General features: G+C 57.7%; 21 protein-coding genes and 1 riboswitch. Of the genes, 2 read left to right on the top strand and 19 right to left on the bottom strand.

Annotation, left to right across the window (positions count from 1 at the left end; all coding sequences use genetic code 11):
- Positions 1-68: 68 nt before the first annotated feature.
- The 11 genes from H4J77_RS00955 to H4J77_RS00905 all read right to left on the bottom strand — a co-directional run bounded on the left by H4J77_RS00955 (position 69) and on the right by H4J77_RS00905 (position 10232).
- Positions 69-710, bottom strand: a complete 642-nt coding sequence (locus H4J77_RS00955; protein WP_123888444.1) for an urea amidolyase associated protein UAAP2 — start codon at positions 708-710, stop codon at positions 69-71.
- A gap of 11 nt (positions 711-721) precedes the next feature.
- Positions 722-1438 (bottom strand): urea amidolyase associated protein UAAP1, encoded by a 717-nt coding sequence (locus tag H4J77_RS00950; RefSeq protein ID WP_123888445.1) that lies wholly within the window; start codon positions 1436-1438, stop codon positions 722-724.
- Positions 1439-1466: 28 nt separating this feature from the next.
- Positions 1467-2249: an ABC transporter ATP-binding protein gene (locus tag H4J77_RS00945; RefSeq protein WP_123888446.1), complete on the bottom strand. Its 783-nt coding sequence runs from the start codon at positions 2247-2249 to the stop codon at positions 1467-1469.
- Entirely contained in the window at positions 2249-3067 is an 819-nt protein-coding gene (locus H4J77_RS00940) for an ABC transporter permease (RefSeq protein ID WP_123888447.1), read from the bottom strand. Before H4J77_RS00940 ends, H4J77_RS00945 begins: the two co-directional genes overlap by 1 nt.
- Positions 3068-3241: 174 nt before the next feature.
- Positions 3242-3343, bottom strand: a riboswitch (guanidine-I (ykkC/yxkD leader).
- A gap of 226 nt (positions 3344-3569) precedes the next feature.
- Positions 3570-4691 carry an alpha-hydroxy acid oxidase gene (locus H4J77_RS00935; protein WP_182246642.1) on the bottom strand — a complete coding sequence of 374 codons (1122 nt, stop codon included), beginning with the start codon at positions 4689-4691 and terminating at the stop codon, positions 3570-3572.
- The gene (locus H4J77_RS00930) at positions 4691-5374 is read right to left on the bottom strand and encodes a Fe2+-dependent dioxygenase (RefSeq protein WP_182246641.1); all 684 of its coding nucleotides are present in this window, start codon (positions 5372-5374) and stop codon (positions 4691-4693) included. Before H4J77_RS00930 ends, H4J77_RS00935 begins: the two co-directional genes overlap by 1 nt.
- A 70-nt stretch (positions 5375-5444) precedes the next feature.
- On the bottom strand, positions 5445-7700 hold the full coding sequence (locus H4J77_RS00925) for a TonB-dependent siderophore receptor (protein ID WP_182246639.1): 2256 nt from the start codon (positions 7698-7700) through the stop codon (positions 5445-5447).
- 154 nt (positions 7701-7854) lie between these two features.
- On the bottom strand, positions 7855-8610 hold the full coding sequence (locus H4J77_RS20145) for an energy transducer TonB (protein ID WP_182246637.1): 756 nt from the start codon (positions 8608-8610) through the stop codon (positions 7855-7857).
- Entirely contained in the window at positions 8607-9035 is a 429-nt protein-coding gene (locus H4J77_RS00915) for a biopolymer transporter ExbD (RefSeq protein ID WP_182246635.1), read from the bottom strand. The genes H4J77_RS20145 and H4J77_RS00915 overlap by 4 nt, the downstream gene beginning before the upstream one ends.
- Positions 9032-9427, bottom strand: coding sequence for a biopolymer transporter ExbD (locus H4J77_RS00910; RefSeq protein WP_158611237.1), 396 nt, complete (start codon positions 9425-9427; stop codon positions 9032-9034). Before H4J77_RS00910 ends, H4J77_RS00915 begins: the two co-directional genes overlap by 4 nt.
- Positions 9417-10232, bottom strand: a complete 816-nt coding sequence (locus tag H4J77_RS00905; RefSeq protein WP_218565702.1) for a MotA/TolQ/ExbB proton channel family protein — start codon at positions 10230-10232, stop codon at positions 9417-9419. The genes H4J77_RS00910 and H4J77_RS00905 overlap by 11 nt, the downstream gene beginning before the upstream one ends.
- Before the next feature lie 473 nt (positions 10233-10705).
- Between H4J77_RS00905 and H4J77_RS00900 the strand changes: the two genes are divergently transcribed.
- Both H4J77_RS00900 and H4J77_RS00895 read left to right on the top strand, forming a co-directional pair.
- Entirely contained in the window at positions 10706-11869 is a 1164-nt protein-coding gene (locus H4J77_RS00900) for a type III PLP-dependent enzyme (protein ID WP_123888454.1), read from the top strand.
- A gap of 180 nt (positions 11870-12049) precedes the next feature.
- Positions 12050-12799, top strand: a complete 750-nt coding sequence (locus H4J77_RS00895) for a hypothetical protein (RefSeq protein ID WP_182246633.1) — start codon at positions 12050-12052, stop codon at positions 12797-12799.
- A 50-nt stretch (positions 12800-12849) separates the two neighbouring features.
- Here H4J77_RS00895 and H4J77_RS00890 read toward each other — a convergent pair whose 3' ends face one another.
- From H4J77_RS00890 to H4J77_RS00855, 8 genes are all read right to left on the bottom strand, one after another.
- Positions 12850-16089 (bottom strand): DUF3427 domain-containing protein, encoded by a 3240-nt coding sequence (locus H4J77_RS00890; protein ID WP_220469194.1) that lies wholly within the window; start codon positions 16087-16089, stop codon positions 12850-12852.
- Positions 16090-16165: 76 nt separating this feature from the next.
- Entirely contained in the window at positions 16166-17071 is a 906-nt protein-coding gene (locus H4J77_RS00885; protein WP_182246631.1) for an SDR family oxidoreductase, read from the bottom strand.
- Between the two features lie 239 nt (positions 17072-17310).
- Complete coding sequence (urtE, locus tag H4J77_RS00880; RefSeq protein WP_182246629.1) at positions 17311-18006, bottom strand: urea ABC transporter ATP-binding subunit UrtE; 696 nt, start codon at positions 18004-18006, stop codon at positions 17311-17313.
- 3 nt (positions 18007-18009) lie between these two features.
- Positions 18010-18846, bottom strand: coding sequence for an urea ABC transporter ATP-binding protein UrtD (gene urtD / locus H4J77_RS00875; RefSeq protein WP_123888459.1), 837 nt, complete (start codon positions 18844-18846; stop codon positions 18010-18012).
- A complete protein-coding gene (gene urtC, locus H4J77_RS00870; protein WP_259364668.1) occupies positions 18846-19901 on the bottom strand; it encodes an urea ABC transporter permease subunit UrtC in 1056 nt (351 codons plus the stop codon). Before urtC ends, urtD begins: the two co-directional genes overlap by 1 nt.
- 81 nt (positions 19902-19982) lie before the next feature.
- The gene (urtB, locus tag H4J77_RS00865; RefSeq protein WP_123888461.1) at positions 19983-21650 is read right to left on the bottom strand and encodes an urea ABC transporter permease subunit UrtB; all 1668 of its coding nucleotides are present in this window, start codon (positions 21648-21650) and stop codon (positions 19983-19985) included.
- Between the two features lie 104 nt (positions 21651-21754).
- Positions 21755-23056 (bottom strand): urea ABC transporter substrate-binding protein, encoded by a 1302-nt coding sequence (urtA, locus tag H4J77_RS00860; RefSeq protein ID WP_182246625.1) that lies wholly within the window; start codon positions 23054-23056, stop codon positions 21755-21757.
- A 560-nt stretch (positions 23057-23616) separates the two neighbouring features.
- Positions 23617-24798 carry an acetyl-CoA C-acyltransferase gene (locus H4J77_RS00855; protein WP_182246623.1) on the bottom strand — a complete coding sequence of 394 codons (1182 nt, stop codon included), beginning with the start codon at positions 24796-24798 and terminating at the stop codon, positions 23617-23619.
- Between the last annotated feature and the right edge of the window lie 121 nt (positions 24799-24919).

Here is a 24919-nt window from a genome sequence, read left to right as displayed (position 1 = left end):
CCGTCCCAGACATAAAGTACGACAGTGGTCGTCCACTGAAGCAGGTGAATCTTGGTGTTCGCGGCGAATCAGTTATCCCAGACCAGCAGCTCAACCGGCGTCGGGTTGTAACCGTTGCACGGGTTGTTCAACTGCGGGCAGTTGGAAATCAGCACGACCACATCCATCAGGGCGGTCAGCTCAACGTACTTGCCGGCGCCGGAAATACCGTCTTCAAAGGTCAGACCGCCGTCGCTGGTAACCGGAACGTTCATGAAGAAGTTGATGTTGTGGGTAATGTCGCGCTTGCTGATGCCGTATTCGGGATGCTCGGCTACTGCCAGCATCCAGCTGTCGCGGCAGGAGTGCATGCAGCGTTTTTCCAGGTCGTAACGGATAGTGTTGCTTTCGCTGGCGCAGGCGCCGCCCAGGGTGTCGTGGCGGCCACAGGTGTCGGCGACGATCTCCAGCATGGGGTTGTTTTCATTGGAGCGGATCACCGAACCAGCGGTGAGGTAGACATTGCCCTGTTCGCGCAGGGTGTCGGTCACGCTGTAACGCTCGACCGGGTTGGCGGCGCTGAAGAACAGGGTGTCGGCGGCCTGATTGCCTTCCAGGTCGAGCAGGCGCAGGGTCTGTCCGGCCTTGACGGTACCGATGTAGTAATCGCCGGCGCCGATGGTGCTGCGTTGCGAGGCCGTCTCGGGTTGGCGTGAGCTGGTCTTGATCATGGTGTCCTCGCTTACTTGCCCAGGTGATACAGGGCGTTGTTCATGAAGCCGCGCTGGTTTTCCGGGCGGAAGTTGCGGCAGTAGTCGTCATCGTCCACCGGGTCGGCGGGTGTCAGATCAATCTGCACCGGCGTGTAGGGATAGCTTGCGGCATTGTTCAGTGGGTGTGGGCAGGTGTGCAGCAGCACCAGAGTGTCCATCTCGAAGCGCAACACGACCTCGCTGCCCGGTTTGCTGTGCTGTCCGTCGAGCGTCATGTTGCCGTCGTCGTCGGTAGCGATCTTGCTGAACAGGTTGAGGTTGGCGGCCATGTCGGCACGGCCCAGCCCGTATTTGGCCAGCTCGACCAGGAAGGCGTCATAGCCATTCTGATGCCAGTCGTTGCGGTCGTGCTGATAATCACGTTGGCCCCAGCGCGCCTTGACCTGCTCGGCATTGCTGTTGCCGCACACGGTTTCGTGCCAGCCGAGGCTGTCTTCAACGATGGAGGCAAACACCCGCCCCATATCGGAGTACAGGCAGTTGCCCTTGCTCAGCTTGAAGGTGTGCTGGCCCTTGAGCGTATCCGGTGCGTTGTAGCGCTCCAGCAGGTTCTCCGGGTTGTAGAACAGCATGCCAACGTTGGCGCCGCCGTTGATATCGGTCAGGCGCATCTGCACTCCCTTGCGCACGCGCAGGGACCAGTGGCTGGCGCCGGGAATTTCTGTGTTGTAGTGAGTCATGCTCATTACCCTTGTCTCCGTGGCTGTTTAGCGCTCAGCTGGCACTGTGGGCCAGCAGCGGCGCTATGGCTTCTGCAGTGGTTTTAGCTGCCGGTTGCCGCGCGCTGCTATCGACCGGCAGGTCGTAAGTGATGGTGGCGCCAAACGCCTGCGGGGCGTGTGGGTCCTGCCGCACCTTGTCGAATACCCAGAGACGGGTGCCGAGATAAAAGCCTTCCTTGATGTCGTGGGTCACCATGAAGATGGTCAGTTTGTGTTCTTTCCACAGGCGCAGCACCAGTTCGTGCATATCGGCGCGTATGCCGGGGTCGAGGGCACCAAAGGGTTCGTCGAGCAGCAGAATGCGCGGTTTTCCGAGCAGCGCCTGGGCAATCGCCAAGCGTTGTTTCATGCCGCCTGATAGCTCGTGTGGGTACTTTTTCAGTGCATGCCCCAGGCCGACCTCGTCAAGTATTGCCTCGGCGTCCAGCCGCGCCTGTTTGCGCTTGGCGCCGAACAGGTAACCAGTCAGGCCTCGTTGGGCAAAGCCAACGGCGGACATGACGTTGTCCAGAACGGTCATGTGCGGGAATACTGAATACTGCTGAAATACGATGCCGCGATCCGGGCCTGGCTCGTCGGCGATAGGCTTGCCGTCGAGTAGCAACTCGCCGCTGGTCGGTGATTCGGTGCCCAACAGCATTTTCAGAAAGGTACTCTTGCCGCAGCCGGAGGCGCCGACCAAGGTGACGAACTCGCCTTCCTTGACCTTGACGTTCAAGCGCTCAAGCACCGGGTTGCCGTCGTAGCTCTTGCCCAGGTTGTTCACTTCAATCATTAGTTGCCTCCTTGTACGTTCCAGGGGAACAGTCGGCGGCTCAGGGTCGCCAGCAGCCAGTCGAAGAGAAAGGCCAGCAGGGTGATCCAGGCGACATAGGGCAGGATGACGTCCATCGACATATAGCGGCGGACCAAAAAGATGCGATAGCCGAGACCATCGGTAGAGGCAATGGCTTCAGCGGCGATCAGAAACAGCCAGCCAGCGCCCAGCGACAGACGAACGGCATCGATCAGCTTGGGCATCAACTGTGGCAGTAATACTCTGACCATGATCTGGCTGGTGTTGGCGCCCAGCGTCTGTGCCTTGACCAGTTGCTCACTCGGTATCTCCTGCGTGCGCCGCAGCAGATCGCGGGCGATGAAGGGGGTAATGCCGAGCACGATCAACATCACCTTGGATAGCTCGCCCAGCCCGAAGATGATGAACAGCACCGGCAGGATCGCCAGCGGAGGGATAAGCGAAACCACCGTCAGTAGCGGGCTCATGCTGGCGTTGATCACGGGCAGCGCGCCCGTTAGCAGGCCGATTGCCAGGCCGATACTGGCGGCAATGGCAACACCCATGCCGAGCCGTTTCAGGCTGCTGGCGGTATCCACCCAAAAGATGTAATCGCCGCTGCGCTTACTGGGCTCCAGTGCCATGCGATCAATGGCCGCGCCCATTTGACTGAAGGCTGGCAGCAGCTTGTCGTTGGGGTTGGCCTCCAGGCGCGCGTCGGAGGCCACGATGTAAACCAGCAACAGGAGCACGAACGGCAGCAATCCGATAAAGACTCGGGTGACTGGCGTGGGGGACAGATTGATCAGTCGCTTCATGGTGTTTCCTTGCGGTGGGGTAGTGCCCCAAAGGGTTCAGCGGGACGAATTAAAGCCGCTCGCCGGTCATTAACGTTGCGATGGTGCAAAGCAGGTGGGATAGCGCGGATAGCTTCTTCATCTTGAACCTCTCAGTCAGTGACACGCGGAGCACTCCTGGCGTTTTCGCCAATAGTCTCCCGGGCTTTTGTCCCGCCGTGTAACCTTTGTCTGAAAGGTCGAGTGCTCTTGGACCAGTCACTGAACAGCTCAGCCGGAACCCTAGCGCTCTATTTGCAAATTGTGGTGTCGCGCAATAAAACGGAGTGCGAACACATTACTCAAAGCAATATACAGACCAAAAACCTGACCATGCGTTTATTCAGGCCCTACAGGACTGTAGTCGGCGGGATTAGCAGAGTAAGTGCTCGTTAGTGGGGCGCCCGCTTTTGTGTGGCGCACTGATTTGGTGCTATGTGCTGCTGGGCGCCTGCCCGTCGGGTGCGGGCAGGCTAACCGGCAGCTACGGGCTGGCTCGCCAGAGGGAGGCGGGAGTGATGTCGGCGATGGTTGCCGTGCCCGCCAGCGCCATGCTGACTTCCAGTTCTTCGCGCAGGATGCGCAGCATATGCGCGACGCCCAGCTTGCCAGCAACGGCCAGTGCGTAGAGCTGTGGTCGCCCAAGCAACACAGCATTGGCGCCCAGCGCGATGGCTTTGAATACATCGGTGCCACGCTCGATACCGCCATCCATCAATAGGGCAAAATCCGCCCCAACTGCCTGTCGAATGGATGGCAGCAGATCGATGGGTGAGGGTACGGAGTCCAGCGTGCGGCCGCCGTGGTTGGAAATAACCGCGCCAGCCAAGCCCATTTGCTGCGCTTTTTGTACATCGGCCGGATGCAGTAGCCCTTTCAGGGTAATCGGCAGGCGGGTTTGCTGCTGCAGCCAGGCGATGTCATCCCAGTTGGGCACCTCGCTCATCATGCCCTGAAAGACGATGCTCTGGCTGGGCTCGAAGCTGGCGCTGGGCAGCGGCGGGCGATCCTTCAAATTGACCGCTTCCACGCCGGGCGGCAGCTCATAACCGGCCCGCTGCGCGCGGTTGCGAATGCCGTGCAGGGGCGCGTCTACCGTGACCATCAACTGGGTGTACCCGGCAGCCTCGGCGCGGCGTACCAACTGCAGCGTGAAGTCCCGGCTCTGCTGCATGTACAGCTGGAACCATTTGGGCGCGCTGCAACGCGCGGCAATGGCCTCAAGGCTGACACTCGACAGGGTACTGGTAACCATGCCGGTTTCCAGCACGCTGGCAGCGTCGGCCGTGGCCAGCTCGCCTTCGGGGTGCACCAGCGTCTGAAATGCCACCGGCGCCAGCAGCAAGGGATGCCGCAACCGCTCACCCAGCACTTGGGTATGGGTGCCGCCAGCGGTGCAGTCGACCAGCGCCCGCGGCAGTATTTGCAGGGCATCCAACGCGCTGCGATTGCGCTTCAGGCTCAGCTCATCAGCACCGCCCCCGGCGATGTATTCCATGATGGCATGCGGGATGAACGCTGGCGCGTAGCGCGCGTAATCGGCCACGCTGACGAGGTCGGTTGGGATGGTGCTCAGTGGTTTACGGTACTGGGTTGTGTCAGACATCAGGTATCGGCCCATTGGCGGATCAGATTGTGATAAACCCCCGATAACCGCACCACGTCGTCATGGCCTGCGCCCAGTTCGGCGGTCAAGGACTGCACGCTTTGATCCAGCTCGAACAGGGTTTCGCGCTGCTGGTTGCTGCGCACCATGCTTTGCAGCCAGAACACCGCGCAGGTGCGGGCGCCATCGCTGACCGGGGTGACGGTATGCAGGCTGGTGGACGGATAGAGCACCAGGTCACCGGCGTTGAGCTTGACGCGCTGGCTGCCGAAGTTGTCTTCAATGACCAGTTCGCCGCCCTCGTACTCCTGCGGATCACACAGAAACAGGGTAGCCGACAGGTCGGTGCGAATCGGGGTGGGGTTGCCGGGTACGTAGCGAATGGCGTTGTCCACGTGCAAACCGTAGGTGTTGCCGGTGCGGTAACGATTGAACATCGGCGGAAAGATTCTGAGCGGCAGTGCCGCAGAGACAAAGGTTGGCTGTTGCGACAGGGTATTGATGATCACATCGCCCAGTTGTTGGGCAATCTTGTTGTCCAGTGCCAACTGCTGATTGTGTTTCACCTGCTGCGCCTGGCTGCCAGCGGTAGTGCTGCCATCCTGCCACTCGGCTGCGTCCAGATGACTGCGGATCTTGCTGACCTCGCTGGCGGAGAAGACCGCCGGAATAACGATGATCATGTCTTCCTCTCCCTGAAACAAAACAGCGGCGGAGTTGCCCCCACCGCTGTTGTTAACTCTACTTTAGGCGTTAGAACTTGTAACGTGCCGTCAGCTGAGCATTCCGGGCTTCGCCCTTGTAGACAATGCTGCCGCCGCGATAAACGGCAGTGTAATAGTCTTTATCAAAGACGTTCTGCAGGTTGGCGCGCAGGTCGAGCTGCTCGTTGACCTGGTAGCTGGCAAACAGATCGTACACGGTGTAACCGTCCAGTTTGATGCTGCCGCTGGCGCCCTCATCCGGTTGGCCGCCGAGCATTTCGCTGGAGTAGGTCATGGTGCCACCAAACGCGAAAGCGGGCGTCAACTGATAACGCAATTGGGCGTTGGCACTTTTCTCTGCGAAGTTGGCTTTGGAGCGGCCCTCGTTTTCTTCGTCAAAGGACTTGAGGGTATCCGAATTCATTACCGCCGCCCCGATCTGGCCGCTCAGGTTGTCGGTGATGTTACCGGATAGGCCCAGTTCGACGCCGTGGACGCGGTTCTTGCCGGTGTTCAGGCTGCCGCCGGTCTGATAAGAGTCGTTACCGCCCTCAATGACGTCATCCTTGGTGGTCTGGAACACGGCTGCAGTCAGCAGCAGACGATGATCCAGCAGGTTCCATTTGGTACCCAGTTCCCAGTTGGTCGACTGTTCTGGATCAGCGGACGCGTAATTGCCTGCGTCGTCGACACAGATGCCACCATAACCGCAGTTGGTGCCGGCGTCGGCTTCGCCACCGTTGATGTTGGAAGACGTGCTCCAGCTGACGTAGACATTACCGTGCTCCCAAGGCGAGTAGACCACACCCAGGTGGCCGTTCCAGAAGCCATCGTCATATTCGTAGGTTGCCGCAGGAATAATCACGCCGCCACGGCCGGTGCGCTCTTCGGTGTCCAGTGCGTAGTCGAACCGGTCGTAGCGCACGCCACCGAAGACTTCCCAGTCTTCATTGAGGGTTACCGTGTCCATCACGTAGGCCGAGATGGTTTCCAGCTCCAGTGCACTGAGCTTGTCACTGCGAGTTTTGGTGCCGCTCCAGGCGTTGTTGTCGGGGTTGTAGGGGTCGACCACAACACTGCTGGGCGTAGCGGAATAGCCGCCGGCATCGGTTTGCTCGTTAGCGTACTCGCCACCGACGATTACGGTGTGGCGTACGTCGCCCCACATCTTGTCGATAGTCAGGTTGGTCTGGTTACCGATGTAGTCGTTTTCCTGCCAGCCACCAAAGCTGCGCGTTCCACCGCTACGCGAGCTGTAGGCCGTCACGATATAGCTGTTCTCGGTTGAGCCGACCCGGCTCTTGTTTTCCAGCTTGACGCCGTCACCCAGCTCCCACTCGAAGCCCAGGGTGAAAATGTCGGCGCCGGTTTCCTGGAAATCCAGACCGCTTTGGCCAACGTACTTGGCGTCGTCATCGGGCTTGCCGTTGTTCATGAAGGTGCCGGGGTCGGTACGGTCGTCACTGCGGGCGTAGTAATAGTCAGCCAGCACCTTGAACTCGTCCAGCGGTTGATACACGCCGGACAGCAGGGCGCCTTCACGGCGCTTTTCCGCAGGGGCGCGGTCGGGCACTTCGGCTTCGGTGTACAGGCCGTTGAAGCGAATGGCCACCTCGTCAGAAAGCACCTTGTTGGTGTCCAGGGTGTAACGCTGGAAGGCGTCGGTGCCCAGACCGCCTTCTACGGTCGTGAAGTCATCCCAGATATTGGCTTTCTTGGTCACACTGTTGACCGCGCCGCCGGTAGAGCCACGGCCAGCAAAAGTGGAGCTGGGGCCCTTGGCGATTTCGATCTGTTCCAGTGCGAAGGTTTCACGGGTGATCAGGCCCGGGTCACGCAGGCCGTCGGTGTAGATGTCGCTGCGCGCTTCATAACCGCGAATGATGTAGCGGTCGCCAAAGGAGTTGCCACCACCTTCACCCGTACCCAGGGTGATACCGGGCTGGGCGCTGAGGATGTCCTTGAGTTCGGTCTTGCCGGAATCTTCGATAGCGCTTTTGGTGATGACCGTCATGGTCTGCGGTGTATCGGCAATCTCGCGGGTGTGACGTGAGTCTGATAGCACGCGTGCCTTATAGGGTGCGGCTTCTTCGGCGTAAGGGTTGGCCTCAGCGGCAATGCCCGAGTCCTCAACAACCAGGGTGTCGAGATTTACTTCATCCTCGGCGGCGTAAAGGTTGCCGACCATAGTGCTCGAGATGGCGAGTGCCAGCGAGGTAGCCATAACACGCTGGCCATTATTTTTACGCAGGCTCGGCTCCATGCTTGGCTGGCTTGTACGTTTGATGCTGTAGTTCGATGACATGCTTTTTCCTTTAGATGGTGTCCTTGGCTCTCCGGCTTGGTTCCCGGATACCTCTCTGTTGGAGGTTTCCCGGGTGCGGAACAGGCCTGGCGGTTGGCGCCGCGACTATCGGTATCTACTTATCAGGCTTAAGGCTCGGATCGGGTTTGGCTCGCTAACGGCCGTTGTTAAGTTTGAACGCTACGGGAATCGTGATAGTGAGCTGCTGCTCGGTCATCTCGTCACTGAACTCGGGAAGCGGCGTGGCACGCTCCAGCATGTCGAGTACCGCATCATCCAGGCGTCTGTAGCCTGAACTGGTGCGAATACTCGCCTGGCTGACCGAACCGTCCCGGGCGACGACAAAAAACAGGGTCGCTGTGCCTTCTTCGTTGCGCCGACGCGACGCGGAAGGGTAGCGTTTGTTGCGCGCCAGCTTGGACGCCAGCATCGAGTAATAATTTTTGGTCGCTCCGCTTTGCCCGCCAGAGGTATTCGCATTACCTGATCCGGTGGACTGCTTGAGCTGAGTTGTATCGGTTTGGCTATCGCCCGACTCAACCGCCGCCGTGTTGCTGACGTCCTGGTTCACTGGTTCCTGCACCGGCTCGGGTTCGCGTGGTGGTTCGGGCTCGGGCTTGGGCGGTGTCTTCACCTGCGCGGCCGCTTGCTGGCGTGGCGGTGCCGGTGGTGGTTCTGGCGGCGGTGGTGGCGCAGTCACCTTTGGTTTAGGTGGTGCGACCTCTTCAGGCTGCTCGGTTTCCTGTGCTTCGCCCAGGTCGCCAAGCATGCCCAGGTCTATTTCAATGCCTTGCAGGCCTTGTTCTGCTGCGTCACCTTTGGGGTCGTTATACGCCAGTACGGCGAAAGCAGCCAAATGCGCCGCGAACGCCAGCAAAATAGCGACAATCCAGTGCTGTGGACGAATCATGGCGCTTCACCACTGGGCTGTGTCAGCAGGGTAATACGGCGGAAGCCGGCTGCTTTGATGCTGCGCATCACGGCTTGCAGTGTCTCAACCGGCACCTGGCCGTCCGCCTTGACCGCGATGCTGAAACTTTCAGGGTCGCTTGCTTGTTCAAAGGCGGCTACCAAGGGCTGCTCAAGCGCCTCCAGGGTGATCTCCTGATCGTTCAGCCAGAGGACTTCATCGGCATCGATCAGCACGCGCGGCGCATCGGCGTCGGTTGGGGCTTCACTGATGGACTCCGGCGGCTCGATGAACTGCGCGTCCTGTTCGCTGATCTGGCCGGCCACCATGAAGAAGATCAGCATCAGAAACACGATATTGATCAGCGGAATCAACTGATCATCGGTGTTGTCCTTGCGCGGCGCTTCCTGACCAGTGAAGTTCATGGCAACACTCCGGTCATGGAGACTTTGTCGGCACCGGCTTTATGCAATTGGTCCAGCACGGAAACCAGCGTCTGTGTTTTTACTCCGGCGACTGCCTCAACCGCGTACACGGCATCCGGCTCGGCGGCGACCAGCGCGGTCAAGCCAGCAAGGTCTTGCAACGCAAAGCGCTTGCCGTCGTGGCTGAGCTCACCCGAATCGCTTTCAATACGGATCAACTCGACGCTGTCGGGGTTGCTCTCGGTCTCATTGGCCGATGACAGGCTTATTTGCCGCCAGTGCATAAAATCCGAAGACAGCATGAAAAACAGCAGCAGAATAAACACCACATCAATCAGCGGTGTCAGGCTGATGCCGCGGCGCTTCTTGCCAGGAAAGGCCTCAAGCAGCATTGGCGATCTTTCCGCTCTGCTGTGGCTTGGGCTGGTGCGTGAATACCTGGGTAACCGCATCGTTCAAGCTAGCGGCGATGCGCTCAACGCGTCGTTCCAACCAGCTGTGAATAGCTACCACAGGAATGGCTACAGCCAAGCCAACTGCGGTGGTCAGCAGTGCTTGCCAGATGCCGCCAGACAGAATAGAAGGGTCGACCCGACTGCCGGCAGACTCCATCTGCTGGAATGCCTCGATCATGCCCAAGACCGTGCCCAGCAAACCCAATAGGGGCGCCAGATTGGCAATGACCTCAAGCGGGCGCAGCAGTAATTTGAGTTGATTCAGCCGATAGCTGGCTACTCGCTGGACTTCTTCGCGTAGCAGCGTCTGATCGGCACCCTTGCGCATTCCGCGCATCGCCAACAGAAGTACCGCCGGCACTGTTTGGCGGGTGTTCAGTTGTTCGATTGCTGCCTCGGTTTCGCCTTTGTGCCACAGCGAGAGACTGCGGTTCACCGCGCGCGCGCCCTCGGGGCGGGGCAGGTTGAACTGCCACAATTTGATCAGCAGGATGGTCAGCGCGACTATCGACATGGCGAGCAGAATCCACACCACGGGACCGCCAACGACTAACCAGCCCTTAACCGTCTCGGCGACAGTGGTCGCCGCAACGGCATTGTCATGCAGCCCGTTTACTATCTGTTCAGCAGGCAGCTGCGAGGGATCAGCAACAGCGGCGGCAGTGTCCGGCCCTGCAGGAAGAGTGGAGGCGTTGGTGACGGCTGCGCCTGAGGCGTCAGTAGTAGCGGCTTCAGTGCTCACGGGAGACTCCAGATAAAATTAGAGGCGCAAATGATAGATGTTCGCATTTTCATTGGCAATGCCTTTATTGAACCTGTGTCGCGCTTTCCCTGTTTCTATTCTGTAAGGCCAATTTGATTAGCTACTATTGACCCTAAGGTCACTTGGTTTTATGGTTCGCTCCGAACGTTGAGGCTGGCACGATCCATACGGCTCAAGTACTGACGACGAGACAGCAAGGCCGCGGGTTATAGCGGGCTTATTGCTTTCGGCGCACGCCTTGGGAAGTAGGCGAACCAAAGTGGGGATACTGATCAGACGTTCGCACCCCCGGGTTGTGTGTTGGCTAACAGCGTTCAGAGTCGCTTCCGTCGGAAAGCGTGCCGTATGGTTTCTGCACTGCGCAGGGGCATTGGTACGCGTGCCTGCCCTGCATCTGATCTTCCTGCCCCCACGCGGTCCGCAACCAGAACTTACGCTTTGGAGCCGACGCCATGTCTATCAAGCTTGATGATTATTTCGACCGTGAGACCTTCAGCCGCATCAAAGAGCGTGCTGAGCAACTCGAAACCCCCTTTCTGGTCGTAGACCTGAAAACCATTGACCGCGCCTACGACGAACTGGTCAGCGGCTTCCCGTTCGGCAAGGTCTATTACGCCGTCAAAGCCAACCCCTCCAACGAAGTGCTTGAGCTGCTGAAGAACAAGGGCTCCAACTTCGACATCGCCTCCATCTACGAGCTGGAAAAAGTGATGGCGCTGGGCGTCAAGCCCGAGCAGATCAGCTTTGGCAATACCATCAAGAAAGCACGCCACATCCGCGCCTTCTACGAGAAGGGCGTGCGTTTGTACGCCACTGATTCTGAGGCCGACCTGCGCAACATTGCCAAGGCCGCACCGGGTTCCAAAATCTACGTACGGATTTTGACCGAAGGTTCTACCACCGCTGACTGGCCGCTATCGCGCAAATTTGGCTGCCAGACTGACATGGCTATGGATCTCCTGGTGCTGGCCAAGGAACTGGGCCTGGAGCCCTACGGTATCTCCTTCCACGTGGGCTCGCAGCAGCGCGATATCGGCGCCTGGGATGCTGCCATCGCCAAGGTCAAAGTGATCTTCGAGCGCCTGAAGGAAGAAGACAATATCACCCTGAAGATGATCAATATGGGCGGTGGCTTCCCGGCCAACTACATCACCAAGACCAATACCCTGAAGACCTACGCGGAAGAAATTACCCGTTTTCTGCAGGAAGATTTTGGTGATGAACTGCCCGAGATCATCCTTGAGCCTGGCCGCTCTCTGATCGCCAACGCCGGTATTCTGGTCAGCGAAGTGGTGCTGGTCTCGCGCAAGTCGCACACCGCGCTTGAGCGCTGGGTGTATACCGACGTGGGCAAGTTCTCCGGCCTGATCGAAACGATGGACGAGTCCATCAAGTTCCCGATCTGGACCGAAAAGCAGGGCGAACTGGAAGACGCCGTGATCGCCGGCCCGACCTGCGACAGCGCCGACATCATGTACGAAAACTACAAGTACGGCCTGCCGCTGAACCTGGCTATCGGCGACCGTATGTACTGGCTTTCGACCGGCGCCTACACCACCAGTTACAGCGCCATCGAGTTCAACGGCTTCCCGCCGTTGGAGGCGTTTTACGTTTGACGTAGCAGGTAGCGGCAAGCTTTAAGCTGCAAGAGAAACCCCGCGTCGGTAACGGCGCGGGGTTTTTTGTTGCAGGCATGGGTCGCAGTTTTGATAGGTCGTGTGGCTTGTGCCTAACAGGCGGCTCTGGAGTTTGTTAGAGTCCGCGCAGGATAGACACAACTGCATATAGGGAGTCGTATGCTTGAGTTTGCTTTGTGGGGTTTGCTCGGGTTGGTGCTGATCGGACCATTGTTTATGAATACTGTTGGCCCCTTTATCGTTTGGCGCACGCAAAAAATTCCAACCAGTGTCCAGTTTGAACCACTATCCGATGACGAGTTTTTTGTGCAATGCACAGAAGCTGTCCCCTATTTGGATGAGCAGATGGGCGATGCTGGGTTTGTGGTGGTAGGTAACTCGTCGTTGAGCGACACGCACACCGCAACTTACTTTCGGGTCTATTGGCATGAGCAGTTAAAACTGGCTGGGACGGTTGTTGGTACCACTGCCACCAACCAGCCGGATTTCACTTACTGCGAACTCTCGCAAAAATTCTCCGATGGCCGCTGGCTGAACGTCTCCAACAGCAGCAGTCCGGAAGCTTACCCTGAACTGTCGATCAAACAGAGCTTTCGGTTTCCGGATGTTCTCGAGGTTGGGCAGTTGTTGTCACGCCATGCTCAACTGCGGCACCGCCTGAAGCGCGACAAGCAACCCGTTGCCTACCAGGCCGATCAAGGCTTTGCCGAGATCGCCGCCTTCCTGCGTGAAGAGTCAGATTTGCTGCTGGCCAAAGGGCTGCTGAAACCTGAGGTCGACACGAATGGCAAGCGCTCACTAACACTCCACGGCGCCTTCGCGATGACCTGGCGGTCGGTGTGGCCGGGGAGGGTGATTCTTGCTGCTGTGGGGAGGTGGCGGCGGCGAAGGCTTCTCGGTCAGGCTTGATGACGGATTTGATAATGCAGGCGCACCTGCCGGGTGCGCGGTTTGATAAATTAGCCAACCAACACGGAGAATTCTTTAAACATTGCCGCAGGCAACGGTTCTTGCAACCGCCAGGTAATGCTCATTGGTTTATTGCCATGCGACTTTTCCAAAACGGCCGGGCCGCACGCTATATAAGGCGACTGTTTGTTGGTTCTGACGAACAACTGAAAACGCCAACCGTTATCTGGGCTTTGCAGGTAGCGTTGACCTGTTTTGGTCATTGGGCCAGCCGAGTTCTGTGATTGCCAGTGAAATAGGTCATTGCTAATTGCATAGTCGTGATAAGCCACGCCTTCATGCAACGCGTTGCTCTTGTCCAGGGTTACAAAAAGCAGCTCGGTATTGATGTCCTTTAGCGCTAGAACCCCTGCTTGGAATGGGGCACGTTGGGCCCCAGTCAGAAAGCCGACTGCGGTGAGGATCTCGCGTATTTGGTAAGCACCGTGTAGCTGCAACGGTGTGTGTTCCATTTGACGGAGGGGTTTAGTTTGGCGATCTACATGCGCGAGGAGGTACTCACTTAGCTCTACCAGCTCTTGGCATACTGTTGGGGTCTTTTGCAGGCGGTCTAGGAATTCGGCGCCTGTACCTGTCTGCATGTGTTGCCCATCGATTTGATACGCGAGCATCTGGGCTCTTAGGTGTTCTTGGGGGGTGTTAAGGCTATACCGCCCTCGTTTTTCGCCCACTTTGTGCAATAACGTAAGTTGTTGGACGTCGTTGACATGCAAAAGGCTGGAGAAGCGGCGGCTGAAATAGTTTTCTTCATCGTCTACTGGTTCTGTGAGTAAGCCTGCAGCGCGCTTCAAGTTCGTCCAACCTGTGTTACCGCTGCTTGTATCGCGGTAAATATCGTTGATATCGAGATGTTGGTCTTTAAGAAAGTCTGCCAGGTTTGGGGGGCGGCCTGAATTTAGCTGTGCGTAGCCGCTTAGTTCGCGTTGTAGCTTTTTCCAATTCTGATTGAGTGTGTTGCGAAGGCTACGCAGGATTTGCTCTCGGGCTTGCTTCTGCAGTTGCATATGGCAGCCGCTAGGCAGTCGTGCAAAGCCCTTCTCGACTCCTTCAAGAAGCTCGCGCTTGTTTAGTCCGGTGATACTGCTATACAGCAGGTCAAAGCGATAGTGCTCAGCATGTTGGCCGACAAAGTCGAGCACCAAGCAGCTCTTTTTTCGGTCGTGCAAACGCAAGCCGCGCCCTAGCTGCTGCTGGAATACCGTGGCGCTTTGCGTGGGCCGCAGTAATAGCAAGGTGTCTACAAAGGGCAGGTCGACACCTTCGTTGAAAATGTCCACGGTCACGATCGCGTGAATGCTTCCAGCTTCCAAATCTTTGGGGATCTGTGCACGTTCTTGCTGAGATGTGCCGGCGGTAATCACTTTGCTAATGATGCCCAGTTCGTTGAATAACTGACTCATAAACTCTGCATGCGCGACGTTTACGCAGAATACCAAGGTGCGGCAATCGCGAGGGTCGGTGACAAGCTCATTCCACGCTTTAACGACGGATTTGGCGCGTTGGACGTTGTGGCTAATAAGCATGCCTAGTGCAGCTGTTTCTTCCGCGCGTTGCCACGGTACGGAACTCAGGTCGGTCTCATCATCACAAGCGTAGTATTCAAATGGGCACAACAACTGCAAATCTAGCGCGCGCCAAAGGCGCAGTTCTGCGGCGGGAGAGCCGTCAGGACGGTTATTGAAGTGGTGGAGGATGTTTTGTCCGTCTGCCCGCTCGGGAGTAGCCGTAAGGCCGAGCAGAATCTTTGGTTGGATTGCTGAAATCAGTTTTAGAAAGCTCGCCGCTGCTATGTGGTGGCACTCATCAATAACGACAGTGTGCCAATAGTCAGGGCCGAGTGTGGCTATCAAATCGCGATTGTTGACAGTGGTAATGCTGGCGAACAAGTGGCTGTGGTTGTCAGGCTCATGGTTGCCGTCTAGGAGCTCGCCAAAATTAGCATCGTTGAGTACTTGGCGATACACGTGACGGGCTTGCCGTAAGAGCTCGGATCGGTGTGCGACAAAAAGCAAGCGCGGCCGACCTCCGACTGATCTGCAGTTTGCCCTGTAGTCGAATGCAGCCATGACCGTTTTACCTGTACCGGTTGCAGCCACCAGCAGGTTGCGCCATCTTCCCATAGCGCGCTCGCTTTCAAGCTGCTCAAGGATCTCCTGTTGGAAAGGCTTAGGTGTGACTTCCAGAAAGGTGGTTACAGCTGGACCGAAGCCGTGACTATCCTCTCGCTTGAGAGAGGCCTTCAGGAGTTGACGGTGTTGAGGGTCATCAGGGTTGTAGTGCTGAAATTCGCCGTCTTCCCAGAGGGTTTCAAAGTGTGCCTGGGCCCGGTGAAATAGATTGTTCTGGCCTTTTTCTGTGAACTTTACTGTCCACTCCAGCCCACCCATGAGGGCTGCGCCTGATAGATTGGCGCTACCTACATAGGCAGAACCGAACCCGGTCTCTCGCTGAAAAATCCACGCTTTGGCGTGCAGTCTAGTGCGCCTGCCGTCGAGCGATATGCGTACTTCCGTATTGGGCAGCTGTGCGAGCATGTCGAGCGCTTTTTGCTCAGTTGCGCCGGTGTAGGTAGTAGTTAGAACGCGAAGTGTGGTTTGTGACCTACCTTGGGCATCTGCGCTGGTTATGCGCTTCAAGGTGTCGATGATCTTGCGAACGCCGGAGACGGTTATAAAGCTGACCAAGATGTCTACCTGATCGCAGCAAGCCAGCTCTGCCTGCAGCTCATGTAGTAGGGGCGGGGAGTCCCTGCCTGCGGTGAACAGCCATGGCTGGGCCAAGCCAATACTCGGTAAATCAGGCATTGCCGCGACGGGTGATACGGCCTTTAGCAAGGAAGGGGGTAGCGCAACTTCGGGCAGACCCAAATGCATTGCACGTAGCTGCAAGAAGCGGACTAGCTCATTGATCAGCTCAGCTTGAGCGAGTGATTTATTGTTCTCGGTTACTCTAGTCTCCGCGAGAGTACGTGACAGCAGCTCAGTGAGTAACTCTGCAAGTCGTTCGTGGCTCCACTCTGGTGCAAGAGGCTCCGTCTGCTGATATAGCGGAGAATCAACGAGTTTTTCCTGTATGTCGGTTGTGATTAGTGCGTCATAGAGTCCTGGCAATAAGTGGTCTGACATACAGGCGTCCTTGTCGTTAACAGCGGCGACCAGGTTAATAGCTTTCGTTTGTAGGATCGAGCACAAACAGTATCCACCCAAACAAAAAGCCCGCCCCTTTTGCAAGGAGACGGGCTCTTCAGACTTGTTTCCAGCTTTCGACCTTCAGCTTAGCGTTTGCGGCTTAAAGCTTAAAGCGCCGTTAGGCAAACTTCTGGATGTTAGCCATCAGTTCACGCAGTGCTTCGATGTTGTCTTTTGGATGCACGGCGCCTTCGAAGTTGCACAGTTGCTCGAAGTTGGCTGCAACGTCTTCCGGGGTGAAGCCTTCATCGGGATTGAAGCCGATGCCCAGTGAACGCTCCCAGCGTACTTTACCCATCCAGCCGCCGCCGACTTCGAACAGGCTGCCGGTTTCTTTGCAGTCGTCGGAGCAGAGGAAGGCAACCAGCGGGCTGACCAGCTCAGGCTTGAGCTTTTCGAACGCGCCTTCTGGGAACAGACCTTCAGTCATGCGCGTGCCGCCGGTAGGGGCGATGGCGTTGACGAAGATGTTGTTCTTGCGGCCTTCGATGGCCAGGGTGCGGGTCAGCCCGTACAGGCCCAGCTTGGCCATGCCGTAGTTGGCCTGGCCAAAGTTACCGTAGATACCGGAGGTGGACGCGGTGAAGATGACGCGACCGAAGTTGCTGTCCTTCATGTGCGGCCAGGCAGCGTGGGTCACTTTGTAAGCGCCTTCAACGTGAACCTTGTAAACCAGGTCCCAGTCGGCATCGCTCATCTTGACGAAGCTCTTGTCACGCAGGATACCGGCGTTATTGACGACAACGTCAACACGGCCAAAGTTGTCCATGGCGCACTGAACGATTTTCTCGCCGTCGATCACGTTGTCAGGGTTGGCAATCGCAGTACCGCCAGCGGCTTTGATTTCTTCAACAACCTTGAGTGCTGCATCGCTGTTGGAGCCTTCACCCTGGGTGCTGCCACCCAGATCGTTAACGATGACTTTGGCGCCATGCTTGGCGAACAGCAGGGCGTGCGCGCGGCCAATACCGCCGCCAGCGCCGGTTACGATGACAACTTTGTCGTCAAAACGAATATCGCTCATGGGGTGTTCCCTTCAGTGTGCGGATGAAAAATCGGAGCTCAGTGTCGAACAGTCGTTTGATTAAGGCAAGGGCAGCCTGACGGGTGAATAGCTTGATATAAACCGTATTCAGTCTACCAAGTGAGTCTTTGATCGGGTTTTACGTGAGTTGATTAGCGGCAGGGCTTTATCATGCAGATATCGATTGTCGGTAACAATGACGGATCAGGCGTGATTCAGGCGCCCGAGCCGTCAGCCTGTTAAACGGTGAGATAACGCTGAATCAGCTCATCATCCAGCGTCTCCATCTCGCCGTTAGCGACCACCCGGCCACGCTCCATGATAAAGAAGTGCTCGGCTACGCGACGGGCGAAGGGCAGCTTTTGCTCGACCAACAGGACGGTCAGTCCCAGCTCGCTGTTGAGCTTGCGGATCACCTCGCCAATGTCGCGCACGATATTCGGCTGAATGCCTTCAGTCGGCTCATCCAGAATCAGCAGCTTGGGATCGAGCACCAGTGCGCGGCCAATCGCCAGCTGCTGCTGTTGCCCACCGGACAGGTCACCGCCACGGCGGTGCTTCATTTCTTTGAGTACCGGGAACAGTTCGTAGATGTGCGGTGGTATCTGTCGTGCCTTGTCGGGGCGCGCGCCGAGCGAGATTTTCAGGTTCTCCTCGACGGTCAGCAGCGGAAAAATCTCACGCCCCTCTGGCACGTAACCGATGCCCGAGCGGGCGCGGTTTTCGGTGCTCATGCGGGTGATGTCCTGCCCCTTGAGGCTCAGCTGTCCGTCGCGCACCGGTAGTAGGCCGGTAATGCATTTGAGTAGCGTCGTTTTGCCCACGCCGTTGCGCCCCAGCAGACAGCTGCAGCTACCTTCTTTCAGTTCCAGATCAAGATCCCAGAGAATGTGGCTCTGGTTGTAAAACTGGTTGATGCCTTGAATATTCAGCACGCCTTATTCCCCCAGATAAACTTCGACCACACGCGGATCGCTCTGTACTTGATCCATGCTGCCCTCGGCTAGCACAGAGCCCTGGTGCAGCACCGTGACCTTGTTGGCGATGGAGCGTACGAACGCCATGTCGTGTTCCACCACGATCACCGAGTGACGGCCTTTTAGCGAGGTAAGCAGCTGCGCCGTGTGCTCGACCTCTTCACCGGTCATGCCTGCCACCGGTTCATCCACCAACAGCACGCGTGGGTTCTGCACCAGCAGCATGCCGATCTCCAGCCACTGCTTCTGGCCGTGGGAGAGTGCGCCGGCTTCCTGTTGGTAGTGGTTGGTAAGGCCGATCTGGGTAAGCACTTCATCGATGCGGTCACGCTGCTCGCCACTGAGATGATGATTCAGGGTGTACCAGACGTGTTTGTTGGAGGCAGTGGCCAGCTCCAGATTCTCGAACACCGAGAGCGCCTCGAAGATGGTCGGTTTCTGAAACTTGCGGCCGATACCACCGCGCGCTATCGCATGCTCCGACAGCTTGAGCAGGTTGATGCGCTGACCAAAGTAGACACTGCCGCTATCGGGTTTGGTCTTGCCAGTAATCACATCCATCATGGTGGTTTTACCGGCGCCATTGGGGCCGATAATGCAGCGCAGCTCACCATCGTCGATGTACAGGTTGAGGTTGTTCAGCGCCTTGAACCCATCAAAGCTGACGCTCACATCCTCAACGTAGAGGATCGGGCCGTGTTTGGTATCCAGTGACTTGTCGAATGTTGGCGTTGGCTGGACCAGGTCGAATACCTGGTCCGGGCGCCAGGTTTCGCGCAGGCGGTTTAGTGGATTCATTATTTTTCTCCCTTGCGGCGGAAACGATCAAACAGGCCGACAATGCCCTTGGGCAGCAGCAGAGTAACCAGTACAAACAGGCCGCCGAGGATGAACAGCCAGGTTTCCGGCGAGTAGGTAGTAAAGAAGGTCTTGGCATAGTTCACGCTGAACGCCCCGACAATGGCGCCAAACAGGGTGCCGCGCCCACCGGTTGCGACCCAGACCACCATTTCGATCGAGTTGAGTGGCGCAAACTCGCCAGGGTTGATGATGCCGACCTGCGGCACATAAAGCGCACCGGCCACGGCAGCCAGCATGGCGGAGAAAACGAACAGCCAGAGCTTGTAGCTTTCTACCTGATAACCGCAAAAACGCGTGCGGCTCTCGGCGTCGCGGATCGAGACGATGACGCGCCCGGCACGGGAGGTGACGATATAGCGGCAGGCCAGATAGCCGAGCACCAAGGCAATGGCTGAGGCGATAAAGAGGCCCACGCGGGTAGCTTGCGCGGCGAGATCAAAGCCGAGTATTTCCTTGAAGTCGTTCAGGCCATTATTGCCGCCAAAGCCCATCTCGTTGCGGAAAAAGGCCAGCATCAGCGCATAGGTCAGGGCCTGGGTGATGATGGCAAAGTACACCCCGGTTACCCGCGAGCGAAACGCCAGCCAGCCGAAGGCGAGGGCCAGCAGGCCGGGCACCAGCAGCACCATCAGCATGGCAAACCAGAACATATCAAAACCCTGCCAGTACCAGGGTAGTTCTTGCCAGTTGAGCACCACCATGAAGTCCATCAGCTCGGGGTGGCCATAGACGCCACGGTCGCCGATCTGGCGCATCAGGTACATGCCCATGCCGTAGCCGCCGAGGGTGAAGAAGGCGCCATGGCCGAGCGACAGGATGCCGGCATAGCCCCAGATCAGGTCCACCGAGAGCGCGAGCAGGGCAAAGCAGAGAAACTTGCCGAGTAGCCCGACAGTAAAGTTGGAGATATGGAGCGGTGAATCACCGGGCACCGCCAGATTACATATGGGTACGATAATCGCCATGAGGACCACCAGGCCCAGCACCAGCATTCCGCCCCGATCACTGAGTAACAGTCGTTGGGTTAGCATACTTCCCTCGTTAAATTTATTTGCTTATGGAAGGCGGGGCGATCAGTCAGCCGCCGCCCGTCCTTTTTGCGGGAAGAGTCCCTTGGGCTTTTTCTGGATGAACAGGATCAACATGATCAGCACCAGTACCTTGGCCAACATGGCGCCGGCATAGGGCTCAAGAAAGTTGTTGATCAGTCCCAGGCTCATGGCGCTGACCAGCGTGCCCCAGAGGTTACCTACGCCGCCAAACACCACCACCATGAAGGAATCGATGATGTAGGCCTGGCCGAGATTGGGTCCCACGTTGGTCAGCTGTGAGAGCGCGACACCGGCGACGCCAGCCACGCCCGAGCCAAGGCCAAAGGTGAGGGCGTCGACCCAGCTGGAGCGCACACCGACGGCACGAGCCATGGCGCGGTTCTGTGAGACGGCGCGTACCTTCAGGCCGAGCGTTGTGCGCTTCATGACCAGCATCAGCGCAAAGAACACCATCAGCCCGAAGATCAGGATGTAAAGACGGGTATAGGTGATCGACAGCACCGGGTTGATGCTCAGCGTGCCGCTGATCCATTCCGGCGAACTGACCGAACGGTTGAGTGGGCTGAACAGGGTCCGCACGGCTTGTTGCAACACCAGGCTCAAACCAAAGGTAGCGAGCAGGGTTTCCAGCGGGCGACCATAAAGGAAGCGAATCACCCCGCGTTCGATGGCGATGCCCACCAGCGCGGTAATCAGAAAGGCGGCGGGTACGGCAATCAGCAGGCTCCACTCGATCAGATCCGGGAAGAGCACCTGCACGCCCCAGGTGGTGTAGGCGCCAATCATGATGAGTTCGCCGTGCGCCATGTTGATCACGCCCATCACGCCGAAGGTGATGGCCAGGCCGATAGCGGCGAGTAATAGAACGGAGCCCAGGCTCAGGCCGAAGAACAGGTTCTCGACAAAGCGGTAGAAGCTGATGCGACTCTGAATCGACTCGATGGCCTCGGCAGCGGCACTGCGTAGCTCAGCGTCGGCATCGTTCTCGGCAATGCCGCGCAATGCGTTACGCGCTTCCTGCTCCAGCGAGCCGCTGAGTTCATCGATGGCGGCGAGGCGGATGGCGCGGTCATCCGATTGCAGCTGGTAGACCGCAAGTGCGGTAGTGATCGCGTCCTGCACCCGGCCGGAATCTTCGACTTGCTGATGGGCGCGCAGTAACGCGGCGGTTTCGTCGTCTACGCCATCGCGAATAAAGCGCTCTACTGCAGCATAGCGCTTGTCGGTATTGGGGTGGTTGAGGTTGAGTTGCGCCACCTGGCCGCGCAGTTGGGTGCGCAGGCTGTTGTTGACCGGAATACGGCGCAGCCGCTGCGTGCCGGTCAGGTCGGCGCCGCTGAGGGCGTCAGTCAGACGCTCACCGTCGCGGATCGCGATCACCGGCGGTTTGTCCTTGTTGGCCAGCAAGTCACCGGCCACTAGAGCGTTGAAAACATCGGCCAGGCGTTCATCGCTCTGGCTGGAAAGCTGGTTAACGGTGGCAGCACGGTCACGCAGGCTGCCGCCGGCCAGTTGTTGTACCAGTTGCTCGAAGGTGGGCTGTTGCGCCTCCGCAGCTGCGGTGGACGGCGTCTCTTCGGGCGCGGAATCGGTTGTTTGCGCGTTGGCGTGCAAAGGCAGCAGGCAGGTCAGCCAGAGCAGCACAGCGGGCAGGGTATGCCGGGGTGTAATGCGGCAAAGTGGGTTCATAACTGCGGTCCTGAAGGTGTTATTCCGGGGCAAGCAAAGGAGGTGTGGTTGTACACACCTCCCGCTCCGCTGGCGCCTATTGCCGCCAGCGGGTTCGATCCTGCTTATTCTTCAGCTTGGGCGCCGACGCAGGTTTTGGTTTTAGTGTTGTAGTTGCCGCAGCTGATCGGAGCTGTCCAGTCGGAGATCAGATCCTTGCTGCCTTCCAGATAGTCGGACCAGGCATCGCCGGGCACCAGCTCATCTGTGCTGGAGACCGTCAGGAACTGGCCGTCATCCTGGATTTCACCGATCAGCACTGGCTTGGTGATGTGATGGTTGGGCAACATGGTGCTGGTGCCGCCGGTCAGGTTGGGTACTTCTATGCCCACCATGGCATCGATTACCTTGTCGGTATCGGTGGTGCCGGCTTTCTCAACTGCTTTTACCCACATGTTGAAGCCAATGTAGTGCGCTTCCATCGGGTCATTGGTGACGCGTTTCTCGTCGCCGGTGAACTGATGCCAAGTGTTGATGAAGGCTTCGTTTTCTGGCGTGTCTTCACTCATGAAGTAGTTCCAGGCAGCCATATGGCCAACCAGCGGAGTGGTATCGATACCGGACAACTCTTCTTCACCTACAGAGAAGGCAACCACCGGAATATCTTCAGCGGATACGCCCTGGTTACCCAGCTCGCGATAGAACGGCACGTTGGCATCACCGTTGATGGTTGAAACCACTGCGGTCTTTTTACCGGTGCTGCCGAAGCGTTTGATCTCGGCCACAATGTTCTGCCAGTCGGAGTGACCGAAAGGCGTGTAGTTGATCATGATGTCATCTTCCGCCACGCCGGCTGACTTCAGGTAGGCCTCCAGAATGCGGTTGGTGGTGCGCGGGTAAACGTAGTCGGTACCGGCCAGTACCCACCGCTCTACACCCAGTTCGTCTTTCAGGTAATCAACCGCCGGAATCGCTTGCTGGTTTGGCGCGGCGCCGGTGTAAAACACGTTACGTGATGATTCTTCACCTTCGTACTGCACGGGATAAAACAGCATGCCGTTCAGCTCCTCGATCACCGGCAATACTGATTTGCGTGACACCGAGGTCCAACAGCCAAAGATGGCATCCACATGGTGCTGTTCCAGCAATTCGCGGGTGCGCTCGGCAAACAGCGGCCAGTTGGACGCCGGATCAACGACTACCGGTTCCAGCTTCTTGCCGAGCAGGCCGCCCTTTTTGTTCTGCTCTTCAATCAGCATCAACATAGTGTCTTTCAGTGTGGTTTCTGAAATCGCCATGGTGCCGGACAGCGAATGCAGTACGCCGACCTTGATAGTTTCTTCTGCCTGCACGCTCAGCGCGCCGAGCGCCATACTGCAAGCTACGCCAAGTGCGCCAGCCTTTTTGACCAGATTCTTCAGTTTCATGGGTACATCTCCATTGTTGTGATTGTGTCCAGTTGGGGTAAAGACAGCATTGCGCCGAGGCCACCAGGACCTTTGCCGCTGCAAGGAGTAAACAAGGCGTCCGCAGGCAGGTTTGGCGCGAGGCGCTGGCCGTTGCCGGATGGGCGTCGCGGAGGAATTGGAAGACGGGTACGGCGGGCTGCCATGACCGCGAAGCGGCAGTGGCTCTTGGTGCTCTGGTGGTGCCCCTGTAATAAGCGAGTCATCGGTGTCCTGTCCGTCGCGGTTGATTGCCTTGTAGGCTTCAAGAGCAGAGCAGGGACCGTGCCAAAACTTGACAATGTGTGACATTGTCAAAAAAAGTGACGTTAAAACAACGGTTTGTAGGCTTTTCTGGCAGGGCTGCCAGTAGGTTGGCGCGAATCGCAGCGCATCACCCGCGCAGATGCATGCGCCTATTTGGTGCGTCGCTCCAGCTTGGTGCGTTGCTGATTGATGCAGGGATGGGCCGGATAGGAGAGGGCGTAAATGCGAGCGCTTAAAGAAGAGGTGGCGCCAAGACAGCGCCACCTCTGGAAGGCTTAGATCAGTTCGATAGCGATAGCCGTTGCTTCACCACCACCAATGCACAGCGAGGCCACACCGCGCTTACCGCCAGTGTTCTGTAGTGCGTTGATCAGCGTGATGATGATGCGCGAACCCGTTGAGCCAACCGGGTGTCCCTGCGCGCAGGCGCCGCCATAGATGTTGACCTTGGCGTGATCCAGATTGTGCTCACGCATGGCCAGCATGGTCACCATGGCAAAGGCTTCGTTGATTTCAAACAGATCGACGTCTGCAACGCTCCAGCCCGTCTTGGCAAACAGATTGCTCATGGCGCCAACGGGCGCAAGGGTGAATTCGCTAGGGTCCTGACTCTGGGTCGCATGGCCGACGATACGGGCGAGTGGCTTCAGGCTTCTGCGTTCAGCTTCGGCTGCACTCATCAGCACCAGCGCACTGGCACCGTCGGAGATTGAGCTGGCGTTGGCGGCGGTAATGGAGCCGTCTGACTTGAACGCTGGCTTCAAGCTGGGGATTTTGTCCAGGTTGGCGTTGTGTGGCTGCTCATCGTGTTTGACCACTACTTCACCCTTGCGGGTTTTTACCGTGACCGGGACGATTTCCTTGTCCAGCACGCCGCTCTCGATTGCTGCCTGGGCGCGCTTTAACGACTCAATGGCGTAGGCGTCCATGTCGGCACGGGTGATGTCGTTCTGGTCGGCGGTATCCTGTGCAAAGGAGCCCATCAAGCGGCCGCTGCGCGCATCTTCCAGGCCATCGAGAAACATGTGGTCCTTGATCTCGCCATGGCCCATGCGCAGACCAGTTCGGGCCTTCTCCAGCAAATAAGGTGCATTGGACATGCTTTCCATGCCGCCAGCGACCATGATGCTGTTGCTGCCCGCCTTGATCAAATCATGCGCGAGCATCACGGCTTTCATACCAGAACCACAGAGTTTGTTGATGGTGGTGCAGCCAGTTGCGGCGGGGAGCCCGGCGTTGAGGCTGGCCTGGCGGGCAGGGCCCTGTTTCAAGCCAGCAGGCAAGACACAGCCCATGATGACTTCTTCTATGGCGTCGGCTTCAATGCCTGCACGGCTAACGGCTTCACGAATGCTCAGTGCGCCAAGCTCGACTGCGCTGATGCTGGAAAGGCTGCCCTGAAAGCCGCCCATGGGCGTGCGTGCTCCGCTGACGATGACAATACTGTTGTCGGACATGTTTATTGCTCCGGTATTATATTTTCTGACTACGGTTTGAATATTAGTCACAAGGCGACTTTTACTTACAATAATACCCTTAATGAGCTCAGATAAAATCCGTATCATATTTAGCGTTTAA

The sequence above is a fragment of the Pseudomonas sp. 5Ae-yellow genome, assembly GCF_014077575.1.
GTDB classification, from domain to species: Bacteria; Pseudomonadota; Gammaproteobacteria; order Pseudomonadales; family Pseudomonadaceae; genus Halopseudomonas; species Halopseudomonas neustonica.
Note: the sequence above shows the minus strand (reverse complement) of the source record. Positions and strands in the feature narration are given on the sequence as shown.

Bases quoted from the DNA above. Each gene is read 5' to 3' on its own strand.
- H4J77_RS00955 (WP_123888444.1), bottom strand. From the start codon at position 710: ATGATCAAGACCAGCTCACGCCAACCCGAGACGGCCTCGCAACGCAGC.
- H4J77_RS00950 (WP_123888445.1), bottom strand. From the start codon at position 1,438: ATGAGCATGACTCACTACAACACAGAAATTCCCGGCGCCAGCCACTGG.
- H4J77_RS00945 (WP_123888446.1), bottom strand. From the start codon at position 2,249: ATGATTGAAGTGAACAACCTGGGCAAGAGCTACGACGGCAACCCGGTG.
- H4J77_RS00940 (WP_123888447.1), bottom strand. From the start codon at position 3,067: ATGAAGCGACTGATCAATCTGTCCCCCACGCCAGTCACCCGAGTCTTT.
- H4J77_RS00935 (WP_182246642.1), bottom strand. From the start codon at position 4,691: ATGTCTGACACAACCCAGTACCGTAAACCACTGAGCACCATCCCAACC.
- H4J77_RS00930 (WP_182246641.1), bottom strand. From the start codon at position 5,374: ATGATCATCGTTATTCCGGCGGTCTTCTCCGCCAGCGAGGTCAGCAAG.
- H4J77_RS00925 (WP_182246639.1), bottom strand. From the start codon at position 7,700: ATGTCATCGAACTACAGCATCAAACGTACAAGCCAGCCAAGCATGGAG.
- H4J77_RS20145 (WP_182246637.1), bottom strand. From the start codon at position 8,610: ATGATTCGTCCACAGCACTGGATTGTCGCTATTTTGCTGGCGTTCGCG.
- H4J77_RS00915 (WP_182246635.1), bottom strand. From the start codon at position 9,035: ATGAACTTCACTGGTCAGGAAGCGCCGCGCAAGGACAACACCGATGAT.
- H4J77_RS00910 (WP_158611237.1), bottom strand. From the start codon at position 9,427: ATGCTGCTTGAGGCCTTTCCTGGCAAGAAGCGCCGCGGCATCAGCCTG.
- H4J77_RS00900 (WP_123888454.1), top strand. From the start codon at position 10,706: ATGTCTATCAAGCTTGATGATTATTTCGACCGTGAGACCTTCAGCCGC.
- H4J77_RS00895 (WP_182246633.1), top strand. From the start codon at position 12,050: ATGCTTGAGTTTGCTTTGTGGGGTTTGCTCGGGTTGGTGCTGATCGGA.
- H4J77_RS00885 (WP_182246631.1), bottom strand. From the start codon at position 17,071: ATGAGCGATATTCGTTTTGACGACAAAGTTGTCATCGTAACCGGCGCT.
- urtD (WP_123888459.1), bottom strand. From the start codon at position 18,846: ATGAATCCACTAAACCGCCTGCGCGAAACCTGGCGCCCGGACCAGGTA.
- urtC (WP_259364668.1), bottom strand. From the start codon at position 19,901: ATGCTGGTGCTGGGCCTGGTGGTCCTCATGGCGATTATCGTACCCATA.
- urtB (WP_123888461.1), bottom strand. From the start codon at position 21,650: ATGAACCCACTTTGCCGCATTACACCCCGGCATACCCTGCCCGCTGTG.
- urtA (WP_182246625.1), bottom strand. From the start codon at position 23,056: ATGAAACTGAAGAATCTGGTCAAAAAGGCTGGCGCACTTGGCGTAGCT.
- H4J77_RS00855 (WP_182246623.1), bottom strand. From the start codon at position 24,798: ATGTCCGACAACAGTATTGTCATCGTCAGCGGAGCACGCACGCCCATG.